The sequence below is a fragment of the Acinetobacter sp. Tr-809 genome (assembly GCF_011753255.1).
GTDB lineage: Bacteria > Pseudomonadota > Gammaproteobacteria > Pseudomonadales > Moraxellaceae > Acinetobacter.
The window spans coordinates 169,359-190,105 of record NZ_VWVZ01000003.1 but is presented as its reverse complement, the minus strand read 5'-3'; the positions used below and the strand labels follow the sequence as shown (position 1 = coordinate 190,105).

Annotated in this window: 18 protein-coding genes; 6 read left to right on the top strand and 12 right to left on the bottom strand. The window is 41.0% G+C overall.

All coding sequences use genetic code 11. From position 1 onward, the window contains the following. Position 1: 1 nt before the first annotated feature. Complete coding sequence (locus tag F3J02_RS08250; protein WP_167248545.1) at positions 2-922, bottom strand: LysR substrate-binding domain-containing protein; 921 nt, start codon at positions 920-922, stop codon at positions 2-4. A gap of 135 nt (positions 923-1,057) precedes the next feature. Between F3J02_RS08250 and F3J02_RS08245 the strand changes: the two genes are divergently transcribed. Continuing rightward, a complete protein-coding gene (locus F3J02_RS08245) occupies positions 1,058-1,735 on the top strand; it encodes a hydrolase (RefSeq protein WP_167248544.1) in 678 nt (225 codons plus the stop codon). 65 nt (positions 1,736-1,800) lie between these two features. Here F3J02_RS08245 and ssb read toward each other — a convergent pair whose 3' ends face one another. From ssb to F3J02_RS08230, 3 genes are all read right to left on the bottom strand, one after another. Beyond that, the gene (gene ssb / locus F3J02_RS08240; protein WP_167248543.1) at positions 1,801-2,394 is read right to left on the bottom strand and encodes a single-stranded DNA-binding protein; all 594 of its coding nucleotides are present in this window, start codon (positions 2,392-2,394) and stop codon (positions 1,801-1,803) included. A 51-nt stretch (positions 2,395-2,445) separates the two neighbouring features. Further along, positions 2,446-3,807, bottom strand: coding sequence for an MFS transporter (locus tag F3J02_RS08235; RefSeq protein WP_167248542.1), 1,362 nt, complete (start codon positions 3,805-3,807; stop codon positions 2,446-2,448). A gap of 158 nt (positions 3,808-3,965) precedes the next feature. Continuing rightward, positions 3,966-5,048, bottom strand: a complete 1,083-nt coding sequence (locus F3J02_RS08230; RefSeq protein ID WP_167248541.1) for a DUF475 domain-containing protein — start codon at positions 5,046-5,048, stop codon at positions 3,966-3,968. Positions 5,049-5,220: 172 nt separating this feature from the next. On the opposite strand from F3J02_RS08230, the gene tenA reads away from it, so the two are divergent. After that, a complete protein-coding gene (gene tenA / locus F3J02_RS08225) occupies positions 5,221-5,889 on the top strand; it encodes a thiaminase II (protein ID WP_167248540.1) in 669 nt (222 codons plus the stop codon). 76 nt (positions 5,890-5,965) lie between these two features. Here the strand turns inward: tenA and F3J02_RS08220 are convergent, their stop codons facing one another. The 4 genes from F3J02_RS08220 to F3J02_RS08205 all read right to left on the bottom strand — a co-directional run bounded on the left by F3J02_RS08220 (position 5,966) and on the right by F3J02_RS08205 (position 9,014). After that, positions 5,966-6,700: a hypothetical protein gene (locus F3J02_RS08220; RefSeq protein ID WP_167248539.1), complete on the bottom strand. Its 735-nt coding sequence runs from the start codon at positions 6,698-6,700 to the stop codon at positions 5,966-5,968. Between the two features lie 307 nt (positions 6,701-7,007). Continuing rightward, positions 7,008-7,361, bottom strand: coding sequence for a DUF1304 domain-containing protein (locus F3J02_RS08215; RefSeq protein WP_004803688.1), 354 nt, complete (start codon positions 7,359-7,361; stop codon positions 7,008-7,010). 63 nt (positions 7,362-7,424) lie between these two features. Next, positions 7,425-8,408, bottom strand: a complete 984-nt coding sequence (locus F3J02_RS08210; protein ID WP_167248538.1) for a zinc-binding dehydrogenase — start codon at positions 8,406-8,408, stop codon at positions 7,425-7,427. A 3-nt stretch (positions 8,409-8,411) separates the two neighbouring features. Then, a complete protein-coding gene (locus F3J02_RS08205; protein WP_167248802.1) occupies positions 8,412-9,014 on the bottom strand; it encodes a TetR/AcrR family transcriptional regulator in 603 nt (200 codons plus the stop codon). A 244-nt stretch (positions 9,015-9,258) separates the two neighbouring features. Here F3J02_RS08205 and uvrA point away from each other — a divergent pair, with 244 nt between their 5' ends. Beyond that, the gene (gene uvrA, locus F3J02_RS08200; RefSeq protein ID WP_167248537.1) at positions 9,259-12,090 is read left to right on the top strand and encodes an excinuclease ABC subunit UvrA; all 2,832 of its coding nucleotides are present in this window, start codon (positions 9,259-9,261) and stop codon (positions 12,088-12,090) included. Positions 12,091-12,209: 119 nt separating this feature from the next. Here uvrA and F3J02_RS08195 read toward each other — a convergent pair whose 3' ends face one another. Together F3J02_RS08195 and blaOXA are read right to left on the bottom strand one after the other, a co-directional pair. Then, positions 12,210-13,931 (bottom strand): GGDEF domain-containing protein, encoded by a 1,722-nt coding sequence (locus tag F3J02_RS08195; RefSeq protein WP_167248536.1) that lies wholly within the window; start codon positions 13,929-13,931, stop codon positions 12,210-12,212. Between the two features lie 882 nt (positions 13,932-14,813). Next, positions 14,814-15,647, bottom strand: a complete 834-nt coding sequence (gene blaOXA / locus F3J02_RS08190; RefSeq protein WP_266096168.1) for an OXA-286 family carbapenem-hydrolyzing class D beta-lactamase — start codon at positions 15,645-15,647, stop codon at positions 14,814-14,816. 685 nt (positions 15,648-16,332) lie between these two features. Between blaOXA and omp33-36 the strand changes: the two genes are divergently transcribed. After that, positions 16,333-17,247, top strand: a complete 915-nt coding sequence (omp33-36, locus tag F3J02_RS08185; RefSeq protein ID WP_266096167.1) for a porin Omp33-36 — start codon at positions 16,333-16,335, stop codon at positions 17,245-17,247. A 119-nt stretch (positions 17,248-17,366) separates the two neighbouring features. Here the strand turns inward: omp33-36 and F3J02_RS08180 are convergent, their stop codons facing one another. Continuing rightward, on the bottom strand, positions 17,367-18,017 hold the full coding sequence (locus F3J02_RS08180; RefSeq protein ID WP_004657203.1) for a response regulator: 651 nt from the start codon (positions 18,015-18,017) through the stop codon (positions 17,367-17,369). 349 nt (positions 18,018-18,366) lie between these two features. Here F3J02_RS08180 and msuE point away from each other — a divergent pair, with 349 nt between their 5' ends. Together msuE and sfnG are read left to right on the top strand one after the other, a co-directional pair. Further along, the gene (msuE, locus tag F3J02_RS08175) at positions 18,367-19,107 is read left to right on the top strand and encodes an FMN reductase (protein WP_167248535.1); all 741 of its coding nucleotides are present in this window, start codon (positions 18,367-18,369) and stop codon (positions 19,105-19,107) included. Positions 19,108-19,134: 27 nt separating this feature from the next. Next, positions 19,135-20,241: a dimethylsulfone monooxygenase SfnG gene (gene sfnG / locus F3J02_RS08170; RefSeq protein ID WP_167248534.1), complete on the top strand. Its 1,107-nt coding sequence runs from the start codon at positions 19,135-19,137 to the stop codon at positions 20,239-20,241. Between the two features lie 76 nt (positions 20,242-20,317). Here sfnG and F3J02_RS08165 read toward each other — a convergent pair whose 3' ends face one another. Then, complete coding sequence (locus F3J02_RS08165) at positions 20,318-20,731, bottom strand: Lrp/AsnC family transcriptional regulator (RefSeq protein WP_167248533.1); 414 nt, start codon at positions 20,729-20,731, stop codon at positions 20,318-20,320. Positions 20,732-20,747: the final 16 nt, after the last annotated feature.

Here is a 20,747-nt window from a genome sequence, read left to right as displayed (position 1 = left end):
TTTAGTATAAAACTGAGTTCTGCTGTTTTAGCTCAGCAAATTTTTGCACCAGAAAATCAATCAATAATTTCATCGATGGCAACAGTCCTCGTCTAGAAGTATAGACCAAGTGAATCAGCTCAGGTTTAGGCTGCCATTCAGGCAATACATGGATCAAACGCCCTTGTTTAATATCTTCCGCCACCATTAATTCTGGTAATTTTGCCACGCCCAACCCCTGCAATGTTGCTTCTCTGAGCGCGGTTAAATCCGTGGTGGTCAGGCGTGGATGGCACTGTACTTTTTGTTCAAACTGATCCTTTGAAAATAATTGCCAATAATATTCAGGGGCAAAGGACTCCATCATGAGCACAGGAAATTGGGTCAGTTGTTGCGGCTCACGAATCGAATAAAATTGATGTAATAGATCTGGACTCGCGACAATAAACTGCCGCGCCAAGGCCAACTCTCGTACGATCAAGTCACTGTCTGGTAGTGGCAAAGGGCGAATTCGCACCGCTAAATCGAAACGCTCATTAATTAAATCTACACGGCGATTGGTGGCTTCGACATGCAGACTGATTTTGGGGTACAGCTGTAAAAACTCATTCAACATTTGACTAATATTAATATGTAATAAATTGGTCGGACAAGAAAGTTTGATCAATCCGCGTGGTTCAGCGGTTAAAAATTCAATTGCTTCTTCGGCAGCCTCAGCTTCAATCAACATGGCCTTGCAATGCTGATAATAAATTTTACCCACCTCGGTAATCGACACCTGTCGGGTGGTTCGATTGATCAGTTTCACCCCGAGTCGATTTTCCAATTCGGCAATACGACGGCTCAGTAAAGACTTAGTGACCATTAACTCCTGACTGGCTGCAGAAAATCCTCCACAATCGATCACTTTCACAAAGAAATATAAGTCATTTAAATCTTTCATATTATTTGCTCGACCCGTCAATGATGACAACAATTGTTCTTTTAATATGACAATATATCCTATTATAGATATTTTTCACCAATCGTCCTGTCTATATCATCAATTATACCCCCAAGATAAGATGAGGATACAACAATGACAATGCCAGCAAACTTCAATGGCCAAGCACCTGTTATCGATGTCAATGATGCCGTGATGTTATTGATTGACCACCAAAGTGGTTTATTCCAAACCGTCGGCGATATGCCAATGCCTGAATTACGTCAACGTGCAGCAGCCTTGGCTAAGATTGCTAGTTTGGCCAAAATCCCAGTGATCACTACTGCTTCTGTACCGCAAGGTCCAAATGGTCCTTTAATTCCTGAAATCCATGCCAATGCCCCTCATGCACAATATGTGGCACGTAAAGGTGAAATCAATGCATGGCATAACCAAGACTTTGTGGATGCCGTTAAAGCGACAGGCCGTAATACCCTAATCATTGCAGGAACGATTACCAGTGTGTGTATGGCCTTCCCTGCGATCAGTGCGGTTGCCGAAGGCTATAAGGTATTTGCCGTGATTGATGCTTCTGGAACCTATAGCAAAATGGCAGAAGAAATTACCCTAGCTCGTGTGGTGCAAGCAGGCGTGGTGCCGATGGATACTGCAGCAGTAGCATCAGAAATCCAGCGCACTTGGAATCGTGACGATGCATTGGAATGGGCTCAGGTCTACACCCAGATTTTCCCAGCTTATCAGTTATTGATTGAAAGCTATAGCAAAGCTCAAGAAGTAGTAACCAACCACGAAACGTTGGACTCTTCGCGATAAAATCAACACCAACAAAAAAGGCATAGAACTGAGTTCTATGCCTTTTTCCATACTGATTGCAGAAATCAGAACGGTAAATCATCATCTAAGTCAGCAGGTGCAGCAGCAGGTTGCGGCGCTGCTTTTGGTGTATTAAAACCGTTGCCTGCTTGTGGACTACCTGCATAATTACCTTGCTGGTTGCCACCATTAAAACCACCGCCTTGACCATAACCACTTTGATTGTTGTTATTGTTATAACCGGTATTTTGGTAACCGCCACCTTGGTTATTATTGTTGTTAAAACGAGGTTGATTAAAGTCACCACCGCTCTGCTCGCCTTGTTGACGGCTATCGAGCATTTGCATTTGGTCACCACGAATTTCCGTGCTGTAACGCTCTTGACCATTTTGGTCTGTCCATTGACGGGTACGCAATGAACCTTCGATATACACTTTTGAACCTTTACGCAGATATTGCTGTGCAATCTCACCTAAACGGTTATGTAACACGATACGGTGCCATTCTGTTTGCTCTTTACGTTCACCTGTACTTTTGTCCATCCACGATTCACTTGTCGCAATCGAGAATTGAGTCAATGATCCACCATTTGGAAAAGTTTTTGTTTCCGGATCTTTACCTAAAGTACCTACTAAAATAACTTTATTCACACCACGCATTAGCTGTCTTCATCCTATATATTTCTACGTTTTACTTTATAAGAGTTATGATTAAATGGCTACCTCTTTGCCAATCAAGTGCGTTAAATCTTGTCGCCCGGCATCATCAATGCTCTGTTTATCGACTTTAATATATGCAACTTGCTGTTCTGGCATCACCACGACTTCTTCAATACCACGAATCGCCAACAATTTTGAAGTCCATTCATCTGTTTGTATCGCCTGAGGTAAAGGTAACACAATCGAAGATAAATATTTCGGCTGGGCCAGACCAAAACTAATCAGCAGCCATATTATAGCAATCCCCGTCAGCACACTCCACCCGAGTGCAGTATTCTGTAACATCAAAAGCTGCCCACCCAAGGTTCCGCCAAAGAACGCACCCAAAAACTGGCTACTTGCATTGACACCCATTGCTGTGGCTTTCGATTGAATCGGAGCTGCTTTTGATAACCAAGATGGCAATAATGCTTCCATCACGTTAAAAGCAATAAAGAACAAGCCTAATCCAGCCAATAAAACATATTTCGATTCATAGCCAAAAATCAGGATCAATAAACCACTGATAATCCCTGCAATTGCAGTGAGAAAAATACCACGCATTTTACGATATTTTTCCGCGATGATAATGCTTGGAAAAGCAAAGAACAGACTAATCACTAACAAAGGCAAATAGACTAAGCCATGTTTTGCTAAAGGAATTTGTGCATATTCGATCAGCTGTGAAGGCACATAAATAAACATCGCAGTGAGTAATAAATGCAGTGCAAAGACAGAGACATGCAGACGATTCAACTCGCCCATTTGAATAACTTGCTTGAGCTGATTCAAATAACCTTGCTTATAATTTCGATGGTGTCGCGTGACTTTAGGTACAAGCAATAGCATTGCAATCGCAGCCAAGCCCATAATCGTTGTCACAAAAAATAAGCCTGAAATGCCGACTAAACTGGTTAGCCACGGCCCTAGACTAAATGCCACCACAAAAGATAAGCCAATACTCATGCCCATTACGGCCATGGCTTTGGTCCGTTGTTCTTCACGCGTGACATCTGCCAGCAATGCCATTACTACCGCAGAAACCGCACCAGCACCAGCAATCGCACGACCAATAATCACGCCATAAATTGTGTCGGATAAACCTGCGATTGCACCGCCAATTGCAAATAACAATAAACCCAAAACCACCAAAGGCTTACGACTAAACCGATCGGCCAATAAACTAAATGGAATCTGTAAAATTGCTTGGGTTAAGCCATATACCCCAACCGCAAGACCAATTAAGGCTGGCGTGGCGTATTGATAGGATTGCCCTGCGACTGAAAACACAGGAATAATCATGAACAAGCCCAACATGCGTAAGGCAAAAATGCTACTTAAGGCAAAGGTTGAACGGCGTTCTAAAGCATTCATTGTTGATAAGACACTATAACTGGCTCAGCGAATTATAAGCCATTCGCCTACAAAGGTTGTAAGTAGATTATGAAAAACACAATCTTTCTTCAGAGAAAAAAATAAAGGAGCGATGTTCGCTCCTTTATTTACAATAGCTGACCAAGCTGAAAACAAGCTTAAGAGGCTTGCTGTTCGCGCTTGCTATATTGGATCGAGGCAATCACCGCCCAAACAATAAAGGCCACACCGATCAGACCCGTCACGATTTCAGGTACATGTAAACCAGTACCGCTGGCAATCATGATGAATGCTAAGGCACCTATCGCATAATGCGCACCATGTTCCAAGAAGATATAGGCATCCAAAGTGCCTTTCTCAACCAAATAAATCGTCATCGAACGAACGAAGATTGCACCAATTGCCAGACCTAACATGATAATGACCACATCACTGGTAATTGCAAAGGCACCAATCACACCGTCGAAACTGAACGATGCATCAAGCACTTCAAGATAAAGGAAACCACCAAAACCAGCTTTCACCACACCTGTAGCTGCACCATTCGAGTCATGAGTCACTGCATTGCCATTCTCATCAATCTCAGGTTCACCACCCAATAAATGACTCAGCACTTGTACACCGATATACACCACGATGCCCCAGATACCCGCCATGGTCACCGCCAAACGTGCCGATTCTTCCACGTTTGCAGCCATGATAATCATCGCAATTAATGCAAGGAAAACCGACATTGCAGGCACGCTAGCCAAGTGCGCCAGTTTCGCTTCTAACCACTTAAACCAATGGGTTTCTTTACCATCATCAAAGAAGAAGTTCAGGAATACCAATAATAAGAAGGTACCACCAAATGCTGCAATTTCAGCATGATGTGCCATTAACCGCTCTGAATAGGTTTTTGGATCATTCAGTGCCAATTTAGCCACTTCAATCATGCCCATATCAGCAGTTACTGCGACAATCACAACAGGGAAGATTAAACGCATACCAAATACGGCAATCAAGATACCAACCGTTAAGAAGATCATCTTCCAGAAATGATCCCAACCACGCAGTACAGACGCATTTACAACCGCATTATCAAATGATAAAGAGACTTCCATCACTGCTAAAATTGCTGTAATCGTCAACGCTTTCAGCATGGTTGCTACACCCGCTTGAGGTCCATGCGTATAGCCCCAGTAGGCAGATAGTGCTAAGCACACTACCGTAAAAAATATTGAGAAACGGAAATGCTTCATGAGCAACCTTTTATTCAAATCGTAGGGTTATAAAAATGCGTCTATTGTAGGCGAGTTTTAGCTGAAATAGACAAAAGATTGTTGCACTTATTTTGAAGAAAAAATTATCACCGTAAGACTCTGTTATAGTGCTGACAGATTTCTTTTCGGCTTGCTTTAATAGGTTCAATCCATGACGTTTTCTCAAGATGTTTGGCAACGTAATCAAGATTTATATCAAAAAATATTAGCACTCCCGTTTAATCAAGAACTTGCAGCAGGTTCATTAGACCGTGAAGCCTTTTGTCATTATGTGATTCAAGATGCACATTACTTATTGGCTTATGGTCGCGCCCTTGCTGTGGCTGCGGCAAAAGCTTATGAAGCTGATGATGTGATTCAATTTTCTGAGGCGGCTAAAATCGCCATTATTGTGGAACGCAGTTTACACAGTGACTTTATGCAGGAATTTGAGATCAGCAAAACTGAGTTTGAAAGCACACCGCTCACGCTTGCCTGTCATCATTACACCTCTTTTCTGACAGCCACAGCTTGGTCTGAAAGCTATCCTGTCATTCTGGCAGCATTATTGCCATGTTTCTGGATTTATGCCGAAGTGGGTAAAGATATCGTCAGTCAGTCCGTTGCCAACAATCCTTACCAAGCATGGATCGATACCTATGCAGGTGAAGAGTTCAATACCGCAGTTCGTAACGTGATTGCGACTGTAGATAAAGTCGCTGCACGTTGTGATGAAGATACTTTAGCCAAAATGCATGCGGCTTATACCATGGGCGCAAAACTGGAATGGTTATTCTGGGATAGTGCTTATCAGCAACGCCAATGGTTAGGTTTGGATTAAATAGTCCTGATCCACTCGCTTGTAAAAGGAGGGGAAGGCCCTCCTTTTACATCACATATAAAACTGATTGAAATATTTAATTCCTGCGCCATTTACCCCAATTGAGAAAAATGGTTGCCGCGATAATCACTAAAAAAATAAGAAATTTAGCCTCGAAACGGGCAAAACTTAATTCATGACTACGACTTTTATCTTGGAAAGAATTCTGCACTTGTTCAGCATCCATTTTTTGATGAATATTCAGTGCTATTATTTGTGGTGTTTTTTCTCCTTCCCCTATCAACAAATAAGCGGCCTTGATTTCAAAATCTTGGGGGTCTGCTATACCAAAGCTAATTTTAGCGGGCTTTTGTAAATTATATTCAGGAATCCAATCAATAACTTGACCATAAACACGGACATCACTCGCGTCACCCAATACTGGGTCTTGTACTTGCTTTCCCGTTTGATCTTCGATTTCTTCAACCAAATCATCAAACTCTTTAAAAGAATAGTTTTGCCGTGCTGGTAAATTATTGGCGACTAAACTGACAACTTCTGTTGGATTCGCCGGATGATCTTTATTAATGACTCCCTCACCACTGATCACAAAGTCAGCTTTTGTATTCATTGCTGCAGATTTTGGAACACCAATTAAATAAAAAGCAGTCCACAATTGAGAGCTTGGATTTAGCTTTTGCAGCTCTACTTCATAAAGCTCATCATGATTTAAATTAAAAACCTGATCAAATCCAAGAATTTTTGTCTCTTGTGCTGCCACCCCAAGACAAAAAAACAATCCACATCCGAATAACACGATTTTTCTTAACATTATTATTGCTCATTTTCTTTATCTTATTAATTTTAATCTATTTATTTTAAATTTCAGAAGATGTTTTTTTGATTTTATTCACACATGATGACCAAAAATGGCAACTTGTGGCACTCCTTTATCCATAATTCCCAGTCTTGCTCTTTATCAGGATATAGGCAGCACAGTAGGTTTTCCTTGAGACATAAAAAAGCCCCATATAGGGGCTTAGTCGTATATCGTATCGTCCGATATACTGTATGAGGCTCATCTCAAACTGAGCGCATTAAAGCATAAATCAGATTAAATGCCTACTTTTATTGCTCGCTTAAAAAACATTCACCACAATCAAAGCAATCAATGCAGGTACAGCCTGAATATAGATAATCTTTTTACTCGCAGTGAGTCCACCGTAAATCCCTGCAATCAATACACAGCCCAAAAAGAAATTGGCAATCGCAATGGCATATGTTGCAGGTGCTAGTAATGACCAGAATAGGCCTGCGGCAAGAAAACCATTATACAGCCCCTGATTTTGTGCCAACACTTTGGTCAGTTGTGCTTTTTCCAGACTATTGCCAAAGGCCTTTAACCCATAGGGCTTGTCCCATAAAAACATTTCCAGCACCAAAATATAAACATGCAATACTGCAATTAACCCGATCAGTACTTGTCCCAACATGCGATTTTTCCTTTTTATTGTGTTTGAAATTGATTGGATCAGTCACAAAACTGACCCAGTATTTTACAGTGATGGTGTTAACAATACTTTACCTTGACGTGCACCTTGAGTTGCTTTCAATGCAGCCGCTTCGATCTGATCGAAATTAAAAACCCCTTCAACAGGTAGAATCAGTTTTTTCTGCGTCGCAAGTGTCAGTAACTCCACAAACAAAGCCTTTTTACGCTCTACTGGCATTTCCTTATTGACCACACTGGCCCAGAAACCTTTAACCGTGGCTTGTTTAAAAATCAGATCACCCGATGAGATCTGCATAGTCTCGCCAGTCATACTACCAAACGAAACCAATAGACTATTTTCACTGAGTAGATTCAACATTTCCCCGCTAGCACTGCCGCCAATTGAATCCACCCCAGCAATTAGTGGCTGATCCGCATGTATGGCTTTTACCTGTTGTTTCCAGTCTGGCTGATCTGTCGCAACCACATGTTGAATCCCCAATGCCTGCATTTCCGTAATTGCATCAGTACGGCGCACCAGATTAATCACTTGCAGTCCGCGCGCTTGGGCAATCATGGCAACCGTTTTCCCTACCGCGCCATTAGCCGTATTTTGAATCAGCCATTGACCTGCTTGTACATTGACAAAATCGAGTAACATTAAGGCACTGATTGGCATCCCGATTAGTTGCGCTGCGGTCTGATCATCAATCGCATCATTTAACGGAATGATACTTGCTGCTGGCGCGATAAAATATTCTGCCCAACTACCATGTACCCCGGCGACCGCAACGCGCTGCCCTAATTTACTTGCATCAACCCCTTCACCCACTGCATCGACAATACCCACCGCTTCGCTACCACCAATCGCAGGCAAGCTTGGCTTATAACCATAGCTACCACGTACGGTCCAAACATCATGATTATGGATTGGAGACATAATCATCTTGATACGAACTTCACCTACTTTCGGCTCAGGCTGCGGCATCTCACCCAACTGCAACACATCGATGGGTTCACCAAAACTGTGATGGATAATACTTTGCATGTTTTATTCCTTAATCGGTTGGAGCAGCTGTTGAGTGGTTTCTAAAGCTAAATGTAGCGGTGCTTTGTCTTGGGCCAGTTTGGTCATCAAGGCGGCACCCAGCCACAGTTGATACATCACTTGGGCCGTTTTTAATGGGTCAAGATGGGCAGGAATCGAGCCTTGTTGTTGCCCTTCTTGCAATAACAAAGACACGCGTTGTGTCAACCGATGCACACCAAGGTTGAGAATTTGGCGCATGTCTTCCGATAAATCTGAAACCTCTGCTGCTAATTTCACAATGAGACAGTTCTCGGCCCAGCTACCATGAACAGGATCATCGATCCACGCCTGCCATAACGCCATCAACCGCGCATAAGCATTCTGTTCAGTCTGCTGCCAGAGTTGCTCGACACGGATTTTATAATCCGCCATATACTGTTCCAGTAAGGCACAACCAAATGCCTCTTTAGAAGCAAAATAATGGTAGAACGACCCTTTCGGGACATCACAGGCCTTGAGAATCTCTTGTAAGCCAACACCGACAAAACCTTTACGCAATACCAGCTCAAAGCTGGTATCAAGAATATGTTGTCGAGTGGCTTCACTTTTATTTGATCGTTTCATAGCCATACTATAAATCAATATTAGACCAGTCGTCTAGTTAATTATGTATTTTAATAAGTGATCAATTTTTACATGGTAATCTGAGGCATTGAATGCTAAAAATACTAGGCGCTTGGCGTGAGATAAATGTGAACCAGTTCATTAACCGTCACAATTTGTCGTTTTAATTATTTTTATACCACTTGAACGATTTTAAATCGCTATCATATACACGTTTTCATATTCAGCTTATTGAGATGTATTTATGAGTCAAAGTCATATCCGTATTCGAGGCGCACGTACCCATAATTTAAAAAATGTGTCACTCGATATTCCACGTGACAAGTTTGTGGTGATTACGGGACTTTCTGGCTCAGGTAAATCATCATTGGCTTTTGATACCTTGTATGCCGAAGGTCAACGTCGTTATGTCGAATCGCTTTCGGCTTATGCACGTCAATTCCTTTCACAAATGGAAAAACCAGAAGTCGATTCGATTGAAGGTCTATCCCCTGCAATTGCAATTGAGCAAAAGTCCACCAGCCATAACCCACGTTCAACTGTCGGTACCATTACTGAAATTTACGACTATTTGCGTTTGCTCTACGCGCGCGTGGGTACACCTTACTGCCCTGAACATGATCTGCCGATGGTGGCACAAACCATTTCAGAGATGGTTGATGCGGTAAAAGGGCTTGAAGAAGGTACAGCGCTGATGTTGCTTGCACCTGTGGTGCGTGAGCGTAAAGGTGAATACACCCAGTTGTTTGAACAACTCCAAGGCCAAGGTTTTGTGCGTGCCCGTGTCGATGGTGAAATCATTGATATCGATACCCCACCTGAACTGGACAAAAAGAAAAAACACACCATTGAAGTGGTGGTCGATCGCTTTAAAGTACGTGACGATCTCGGTAACCGTATCGCAGAATCATTTGAGACCGCATTACGTTTAGGCGGTGATATCGCAGTATTATCTTGGATGAACGGTGAGCATCCTGAACGTGTCTTTTCAGCAAAACACTCATGCCCTGAATGTGACCGTGCCGTAGCTGAACTTGAACCACGTCTATTCTCATTCAATAATCCCTTCGGTGCCTGCCCTGTCTGCGATGGCTTGGGGACACGCAGCCATTTCAGTGCTGATAAACTGATTCCAAATCCTGAAGTTTCAATCAGCCAAGGTGCAATTCGTGGTTGGGACAGACAGCGCCCGTATTACTACACCATGCTGCAAAAAGTGGCTGATCATTTCAGTATTGATCTCGATCAACCGTGGAACACACTGGATAAAGACACCCAGAAAAAATTCTTACAAGGCTCAGGCAAAGAGAAAATCGATCTGAGTTATATTGATGAACGTGGTCGTAAACACAGCCGCGTGCAAGCTTTTGAAGGGATTTTGCCGCATTTAGAACGTCGCTACCGCGAGACTGAATCCAATTATGTACGTGATGATTTAGCCCAATACCTGTCTAACGCAGCTTGTGATGCTTGTGGTGGTTCGCGTCTGAATGAGATTTCTCGTCATGTGCGAGTTAAAGACAAGACCATTGCCCAAATCACTAAAATGTCGATTGGTGATGCGGAAAATTATTATCAAGACCTGAATCTTGAAGGCGCTAAAGGTGAAATCGCCGATAAAATCTTTAAAGAGATTCGTGAACGTTTACATTTCTTGGTCAGCGTTGGCCTGAACTATCTCAGCTTGGCACGTTCCGCAGAAACCCTTTCAGGGGGTGAAGCACAACGTATCCGTCTGGCGTCACAAATCGGTGCAGGCTTGATGGGCGTGATGTATGTACTGGATGAGCCATCAATCGGTCTACATCAACGTGATAATGATCGCCTATTGCAAACCCTGATTCGTTTACGTGATCTGGGCAATACTGTACTGGTAGTTGAGCATGATGAAGATGCAATTCGTGCTGCTGACCATATTATTGATATCGGACCAGGCGCTGGGATTCATGGCGGTGCCGTGATTGCTGAAGGTACTTATGATGAGTTAGCCAATCATCCTGACTCACTCACAGGTCAATATCTGTCAGGTAAATTGAAGATTGAAGTACCGAAACAGCGTACTCAATCGCCACGTCCAGATGAAGTCATCAAATTGTCTGGTGCAAGCGGACATAACTTACAGAATGTGGATTTGACTATTCCATTGGGCATTATGACCTGTGTGACAGGGGTTTCAGGTTCAGGTAAATCAACACTGATTAACCGTACCTTATTGCCTTTAGCTGCGACTCAACTAAATGGTGCAACCACGCTGACTGCGGAAAAGTTTGATTCAATCGATGGCTTACAGCATTTGGATAAAGTGGTTGATATTGACCAAAGTCCTATTGGCCGTACACCACGTTCAAACCCTGCAACTTATACAGGTTTATTCACACCGATTCGTGAATTGTTTGCGCAAACACCTGAAGCCAAAGCGCGTGGTTATAGTGCTGGCCGTTTCTCGTTTAACGTGAAAGGTGGACGTTGTGAAGCCTGTGAAGGCGATGGCATGATCAAGGTCGCGATGCACTTCCTACCTGATATGTATGTGCCATGCGATGCCTGTCATGGCAAGCGTTATAACCGCGAAACCTTAGAAGTCGGTTATAAAGGCAAAAACATTTCTGATGTATTGGAAATGACGGTTGAAGATGCCGCTGAGTTCTTTAGTGCTATTCCTGTGATTCATCGTCGTTTAGATACTTTGACCCAAGTCGGGCTTGGCTATATCCGTTTAGGACAAGCAGCAACCACCCTTTCAGGTGGTGAAGCGCAACGAGTAAAACTGGCGCGTGAGTTGGCAAAACGCGATACAGGTCGAACCTTATATATCTTGGATGAACCGACTACAGGTCTGCATTTCCATGATATTGCCAAGTTACTCGACATTTTGTACGAACTACGCAATAAGGGTAATACCATCGTGGTGATTGAGCATAATCTGGATGTGATCAAGACTGCCGATTGGGTGATTGATCTAGGTCCTGAAGGTGGTTCGGGTGGTGGTCAAATCATTGCCGAAGGAACACCTGAGCAAGTGGTGAAATCTAAAATTTCACATACAGCGAAGTTCTTAAAACCTTTGTTGAAATGATACTCCGCATAAAAGATTAAAGTTTTCTAGCAGGATTAAGTACAAAAACTTAATCCTGTTTTGATTCAATGATCAAAGATACCTGAAGAAAAATAAGCATCACACCTTCCGCACAAGCTTTAAGTCTCTACAATATTCTTCCCTTTCACCTTCGCTTTTAACAATGACTGATCCGCTTTTTCTAACAACTCTAACCAGCTATTCGCCCCAATCGCAACACCAATGCTGACTGAAACCTGAATCGGTTCAATGGCATTCGGAATAACGATTTTTTCTTTTAAAATTGCCGAACGAATACTCTCAGCCACCACTTTTGCAGCGGTCATCTGAATATTCTCAATCACCACCAAGAACTCATCACCGCCATAACGCACAATCAAATCAGATGCACGAACATTATTCTTGAGCTGATCAGCAATCATGGTAATCACCTGATCACCGACAATATGTCCATACTTATCATTTACAAACTTAAAATTATCAATATCAATCGCAATCACACAAGTCTGAGCCAGTCCCTCGGGCTTTGACTCAAGAACCTGAACATATTCATCTAGAGCTAAACGGTTTGCTACTCCTGTTAACGCATCAGAATTTGCAATCTGCTTGAGTTGCAACTCCATGGTGTCGCGCTGCTTTAACATTCCCTTTAATTTATCAATTGCTTCAAACAGCGAGATAAACTCTTCTTTATTATTTTTACCAGAAGGAAATTCATCCGAAGTTCCAGATAAACGTAAAATCATATCTCGGGCATGAATCAGGGGACTGAACACCTTACGCTTGGCATAAATCATGGTGAAAATTGCAATCAGTAAAGATAGGCTGGAAATAAGTAAAGTAAAAATAAACTGTCGCTTTGCGAATTTATTTTCATTCACTGCAACCCGAATGCTGTAATCCAGAATATAGTTTTGCAAATCCATTACTGGAGTAAATTTCCCCACCATTCGTTCTGTCAATTGTGTCCCAGACAGGAAATACGCTTTATTATTTTTACTTTCATCTAATAAGCGCGCAATGATAGGTAATCCTTTATCTAAAAATTCTGTTTTAACACGACGATATAAATCTACATATTCGAGCGTCTTCGACTGTTCAGGTTGAATCGTATCAATTAACTCCCAAAGATAGATCGCTTGATGCTGTGTCTGTAATGATCGTGCCCGATTTTCATCTGATATTTTTTCACCAAATGTCACAGGTGCCATAACATTAGATGCGACTCTACCCGCCTGATCACGCATATCTGTGAGCACCAGAATCGAGGTAAAGTAGTTCGACATCTTGCTGTTCTTACTATTAGAACGAACCAATAACCAAGTTAAGAACTCTCGGCTTTCATCCCAAACACTAAACATTGATAAAATCGCATGATCATATTGCTTCGACGTTCGCTCAGCATGTGGTGTGCTGGCATATGCATCAACGATGGCCCGTGCTGCAGCCAGTTTAACTTTTAAATCTGTTTCCAATTCATAAGCAATCAGCCTAAAACCGTTTTGTTTTAAAACTTCAATGGTGTTATCAATTTCTGCATCAACAATCTTTCGATACTCGAATAATTCTTTTTGATTTTCCAATAACACATCTGGTTGACTCGACATTACTTTATTGGAAGGTGCCCGTTCTCTGGAGATTTTATTGGCTGTTTTGACTAATGTACGAAGACAGGTAATTTCAGTAAGTGTTTGCTCTGATTTTATATATTCTTGATAACTATTAATAATTAAAGGGATGGAGAGATAAAAAATCGAAAAGATAATGACTATCATACAGAAAAAGAGGCGACGGCTAATCTGCTCAGAACGTAATTTCGAGCTTTTTAATTCACGCTCCATTCAGGCACCTTGTACTTTTCAAAAATGATCTCAATTGATTTTTAAACAGAACTTAATTTTACCCGAATTCCAAATAGCACGACCATGCATTAACTAAGTTTTTTGGTTACATTAATCTTTATTGTCATTATGGGACGGAGAATTCATCATTTAATACATTTATCGAGAATGATTTTTATTTAAAAACACTCATATTTCTAGGTAATACATTGAATAATATAGCTTTTCAAAAAACCACAACCCCTATAAAAGACTGAAATTAAGATATTTTTTGAATAGATTTAGTTTCAATCACCTTAGAACTAATATTCATAATAATATTATCCTTATACGATTTATGAATAACAAATATCTTTCAAATCGGTTGCCTCCATATATAATTCGATTCATTCCCTACATTTTGATTCATAATTTTTAACAAGCTAAGCACTCTTCGTTAGTTTATTTTTCTTTATATTTTTCAACCTTATCATTTAGTTTAATCATCTCGACTCATCATTGATAAATAAACTAAGAAACATTCATCTGAGACATTCATTATCCTGATTCCTCAGACATAGATACAAGTCGAGCTAATGATTCATATGAAAATATGAATTAGCATGAGGAAGTCGTTAAAACATACCTTTTCCATTAAAATCAATATCATCTACTTTTCAGATAAAGTTTTTTTTGAATATTCCATCTAGCTATTAATCGAATAACCCTATCCTAAGAATAAAAATTATCAATTTCACAAATTACGCTCCAGAGAACATAATTGAAGCATAGATAGATTGCAGAATTTAAACCAGTAACCCTCTAGGATGTTTTCTCCCCCAAGTTAAACATCCTTTCTCAGCCCAGCTTTCCCTAAAGCTGGGCCTTTTTTATACTCAGTTATTAACTTAGTATTCCCAATTGTTGTAAAGCTTGATACACAATCGCTTTACGTGCATCGGCATGTTGAGGTTGGCTCATTTGCATATTCAGTGAAAATGCGGTGATCTTGCCATTCGGCTGTTCAACCCAACCTGTCCACCACCCCACTTGCGGACTAACATCCATTCCCCAACCACTTTTAGCATAGAGCTTGGTTCCATGAACTTCATCCACCAATAACATGTCTTTCACTTGTTGCTGAGTTGACTGATCAAATGGTAGCTTTTGCTTTGCCAATGCATAGGCAAAGCGTACTTCTTCTACAGGAGTAATTTTTAGTGGACCTACTAACCAGAAGTTATCGACTTGAGTTCCTATATTTTTATTACCATAGCCCACTCGCTTCACTTCACGAGTCATCAGCTCGAGACCAATACGTCGTGCCAGTTCTTGATAAACAGGTACAGCCGATGCCTGCATCGCCTCAGCTAATGTGAGGTCTTTTTCCCAACTACTGAATGTGCGTTTCTGTCCATCCCATTTAAAGACTTCATTTGGCATAGTTTTATGATGTTGTATGCCAATTAATGCATTGAGTATTTTAAAGGTCGAGGCTGGGATATAACGCTGATCTGCACGATGTACATCATTGCCATATTTTTGAATTTTCTTTCCATCATATATCACCAAAACACCACTGGTTTGAGCATTTTGGAATAGGCTCGCAATCTGCTGCTGTTCACTTTTTTGTGTCATGGTTTGCTGCTTTTGTTGACTTAAATTTTGACAAGCCATCAAGGGTAAGCCCAACATCATTGAAATAGATAAAGTGAGCATTTTTAGTTTTTTCGACATGAGCATAAAAGGTGGAAAAGTAGAATAAACAGCCACTATAAGGCTTTTATTACATGTCTTCTGTAGTGTTATTTCATCTAAAACTGAGAAAAAAGATAAAAAAAAGCTCGACCTTGGGGAAAGCCGAGCTAGTAAAACAGTGATGTAAAAACATCAAAATACGTCAAAGAAAATGTTATGAGATATTTAAATGCAAATTAGATATCCCTTGCTTTGTATTATGTGAATTAGCTCTCAAAAAGTAAAGTTGATTAAATAGATCGGGTTTATCGTTACAATCGATTTTGCTAATTGCTCATTAAAGATGCGATTTTTACATGATTTTTAGTTTATATTAACTGAGAATGAATATCATAATTTTGCAAAGTCTATCGCAGAAAAATTACGGAATATTATTTTAACTCACACTTTTGAACGCGGATTTATGACAGAAATAAGAACTCAATAAACGAAAAAAACGATCAAAACGATCGAACAAACCAATTAAAATATTTATTGATGTGATCGCTATAAGCCCCCTTATCTCGTTAAAAAATAAACATATCTATTTGTTAGATATATATTTTATAAAAGGTTGACAATATTTTTTCCAATCGCTCACTTTTCACACACAGTCTGTTCAGCATTTGTTCGTTTATCGGAAGCCCAAATTTATTACATTGACTTCATACTTTGTTACAATACAATGGCTCCAACTTTACTCTTTATTGTTTTAAAGCTGGAAATCATTATGAAAAAACTCGGTTTAGCCACTGCTTTAGTTTTAGCCATGACCGGTGCTCACGCATACCAAGTAGAAGTTCAAGGTCAATCTGAATTTTTAGATACTAAACAGAATGACAAAGATTTTACTGGTGCTGCTCAAGGTACTTACTACTTTAAAAATGTAGATTCTTCTAAAGGTCCTTTAGCTGAAGCTGCATTCTTAAACCAAGCATCTAATGTATCTGTTGCTTATAGCTTCGCTAAAGAAAGTGGTGACGAAACCATCACTAAAAAGAATGAATCTATTGGTGCTAAAGGTGAAGCTTACCTTCCAACACCTTACCTACCAGTATACACAAGCGCTTCTTATAGCCATTCTCAAACTAAAACTGATGGCAAAAAAGACAACGGTGACCGTTTCGCATTAGAAGTCGGTACTATGCTTACTCCTAACTTCTTAGTTGCTGTTGGTTATACTAACATTGCTGATCAATTTGCTTTAGATGCAAACAGTGTTCTTGCACGCGGTATTGCAAAATCTGTAGTTGAAGCAAAAACTATCGGTGAAGATCAGGATGCAGTAACTGCACGTACTAAATACGTAGGTCAAATTGACGGTACAAACATGGCTGTAGGCTTCGAAGCTGGTCTTGTTTACGGTGATGACACTGCTTACGAATTAAAAACTGACCTTTATTTAACTCCAAAATTAAGCGTTGGTGCTTCTTACGCTGAATCTAGCTATGCTAACACTCCTGATTCAGCTTGGGGCGCAAACGTAAATTACTTCATCACTCCAGCTGTTGCTGTAGGTGCTAGCTACGTTAACGCAAATGCAGTTAATGCTGACTTAGATACGCAAACTATCGGCTTAAACGCGAAGTTCCGTTTCTAATATTGAATTTGGGTTCTACATAGAACATCTCATTCATAACAAAAAACCAGTTCCTATGAACTGGTTTTTTGTTTTCTGATCTTCAATAAAATTAAAAATCGAATTTGTCATTCAATCTCTTACATCTTTTTATCTTCAATATTTAAAGCACTAATTGCCAATACCGCTTGGGTACGATTTTGTACGCCCAACTTGCGGAAAATTGCGGTGACATGCGCTTTGATCGTGGCCTCAGAGACTTCTAGTTCATAAGCAATTTGTTTATTCAATAAACCTTCCGCTACCATCATCAATACACGGAACTGCTGTGGCGTGAGTGATTGTAAACGTTCAGCTAAAGCAGTTTCATCTGCCGCACGAGGATCAAAGCCTGCATGGGTAGGTAAGTTTGGTGGTAACCAAATCTCACCTTCTAAAACATGCTTAATGGCTTCCCCAATATGACTTGGATGGGAAGATTTCGGAATATAACCCATTGCACCATGCGCAATCGCACGCTGAATAATCGAAACTTCTTCATGTGCCGAAACCACAATAATCGGGATCGCGGGATATTGTGCACGGACATACACCAAGGCGGAGAAACCCGATGCACCAGGAAGATTTAAATCCAGTAAGACTAGATCAGGCTCTGCACCATGCTCTAAACGTGCATAGAATTCATCTACATCTGCAGTCTCTTGGATCTGCGCCTGAGGCAAACTATAACGAACCGCTTGAATCAAAGCATGTCTAAATAAAGGATGGTCGTCTACAATTAAAATATTCATAAGCGCTTAAGCTATCTGCAAGTACGTCACTGTACGATGTTTATTTAAATTCAATCCGCTTAAGCCTATTTTCAATTCAAGGCTAGGTCAAGCACAAGACATGATTTATTTCCTTTTCCCGCAAAATAAATCAAATATTGATATAACTTGATTAAAACCATCTTTGCATCAAACAGATTAAAAAATATTGAATAGAAACAGAAAATTAACAACCTAAAATTTGATATTTATTGTGATTTATCGACATATCTTTAAAAAAGATAAGCTTGCAGCATTTCCTTATTTTACAGCTTGGCATGCGGTGTAGATAAATAAATAGCAATTCGAAATGATCTTTTAGGCCGTTATTATGTCCAATCACAATACCCTCTCAACTCCCCTTAATATTGTTGCAGTATCTGGTGGTTTAAATAGCCCATCAAAAACAGAAAGTTTGGTGCAGGCGATTCTGGATGAACTTTCAGAAGCAATTAATATTAAAGTACATTTCGTCAAACTCAGCGAAATTGGACCTTTATTGGGTGGTGCAATTTATCGTAATCAACTGCCTCAACGCGTACAAGATGATTTGGCTGCAGTTGAAGCCGCAGATGCATTGATTGTGGGCACCCCTGTTTATCGTGCTTCGTTTACTGGTTTATTTAAGCATTTCTTCGACTTTGTTGAGCAAACAGCTTTGGTTGATGTACCGGTCTTACTTGCCGCTTCAGGTGGCAGTGACCGTCATGCACTGGTATTAGAACATCAATTACGCCCTTTATTCAGTTTCTTCCAAGCACAAACATTACCGATTGGGGTCTATGCCACTGATCGTGATTTCACCCCTGAATATACGGTTAAAAGCGAACAATTGTCTGATCGCGTCACCCTCGCTGTGGCACGTGCCTTACCAATTTTAGAATGGGCACCAGCCAAAGGCCAACGTGCAGCGGCCATCAAGACTAAAACTGAGCAAGCGAATCAGAATCTCGGCATCAACAAACAAATCGAACAGGCAGAAGTCTTACCATCTGCGGCTGTACCGAATCTGGATGCAGCTGAATCTCGCTTGCACCCGAAGTCAACCAAGAATTTAACCCACGTCGCATAAACCATATCTGTTATGGAGGATACAACGATGACAACAACAGCATCCGCAATTAAATTTGCCTACTGGGTTCCCAATGTGAGTGGCGGTCTCGTTGTAAGCAACATTGAACAACGTACTGACTGGAGCTATGACTACAATGTGCGCTTAGCACAAGCAGCGGAACGAAGCGGCTTTGAATATGCCCTCACACAAATCCGTTTTACCGCTGGCTATGGCGCAGAAAACCAACATGAATCAGTGAGTTTCAGCCATGCTTTATTGGCAAAGACCGAAAAACTCAAAGTGATTGCAGCGATCCTACCTGGCCCTTGGAAACCTGTACTTGCGGCTAAACAGCTAGCAACCATTGACTACCTCACCCAAGGGCGCATTGCGATTAATGTGGTCAGCGGCTGGTTCCGTGGTGAATTTGATGCGATTGGCGAACCTTGGCCTGAGCATGATGAACGTTATGTTCGCTCAGAAGAATTTATTCGTACCCTCAAAGGTATTTGGACGACTGATAATTACAGTTTTGATGGTAAATACTACCAATTCCAGAATTACACACTTAAACCCAAACCTTTGCAAAAACCGTATATCGAAGTGTTTCAAGGCGGTAGTTCCCGTGCCGCACGTGATATGGCAGCTCGTGTATCAGACTGGTATTTCACCAACGGCAATAGCGTTGAAGAAATCAAAAAGCAGGTCGATGATGTCCGCAGCAAAGCAAAGTTAGCCAACCGACAAGTCAAGATTGGAGTCAATGCTTTTATTATCGCACGTGATACTGAGGAAGAAGCCAAAGCAGTATTGAATGAAATCATTGCTCAAGCCAACGTCGAAGCAGTGAATGCCTTCGGTGATGCGACTCGTGAAGCAGGTGCAGCAGCCCCTGAGCGTGAAGGCAACTGGGCAAAATCGACCTTTGATGATTTGGTGCAATATAACGATGGCTTTAAAACCAATCTGATTGGCACACCACAGCAAATTGCGGAACGGATTGTAGCCCTAAAAAATGTGGGGGTTGATCTGGTGCTTTCAGGTTTTCTGCATTTTATTGAGGAAGTTGAATATTTTGGAGAAAAAGTTCTACCCCTCGTCCGTCAACTTGAACAACAACAGGAGCAGCTTCTCGCAGCAAAATCGGCGTAGTTTTCAGCATTAAATAAGAAGAAAAACAAAAGAAATGGCAAATACTCCCCAAGGCTCGGCTTGGGGCTTTTTTATTTTAACGGGTCTCAATTTCTCGCATGACAGTTTCAACCGAATAACGGCACCACTGCGACAGCTGCTCAATGAATTCATTTAATTGTGGCGGATTAAAGTGACTAACAATCATATAGCAGGCATTGCCGAGAATTTTAAAACACTCATCCACTTGCTCATATTGTTTGACCAAACGCTCAACCTCAATAAAAGCTTGCTGATCATTCATAAACAATTGGATGAATTGTTGATGTTCATATTTTATCGCGATGGTGTAATTTTTGATAATGCCTGCATCCATTAACTGTGCAATACGAGCACCCACCGCCTGCCCAGTACGATGTACCCGTTGTCCAATTTCTTTATGGCTTAAACGTGAGTCTTGTTTCAGCAGTTTAATAATTTTTAAGTCGATGGGATCAAGTTCAATATTCATTTTTCATTACGAAAGA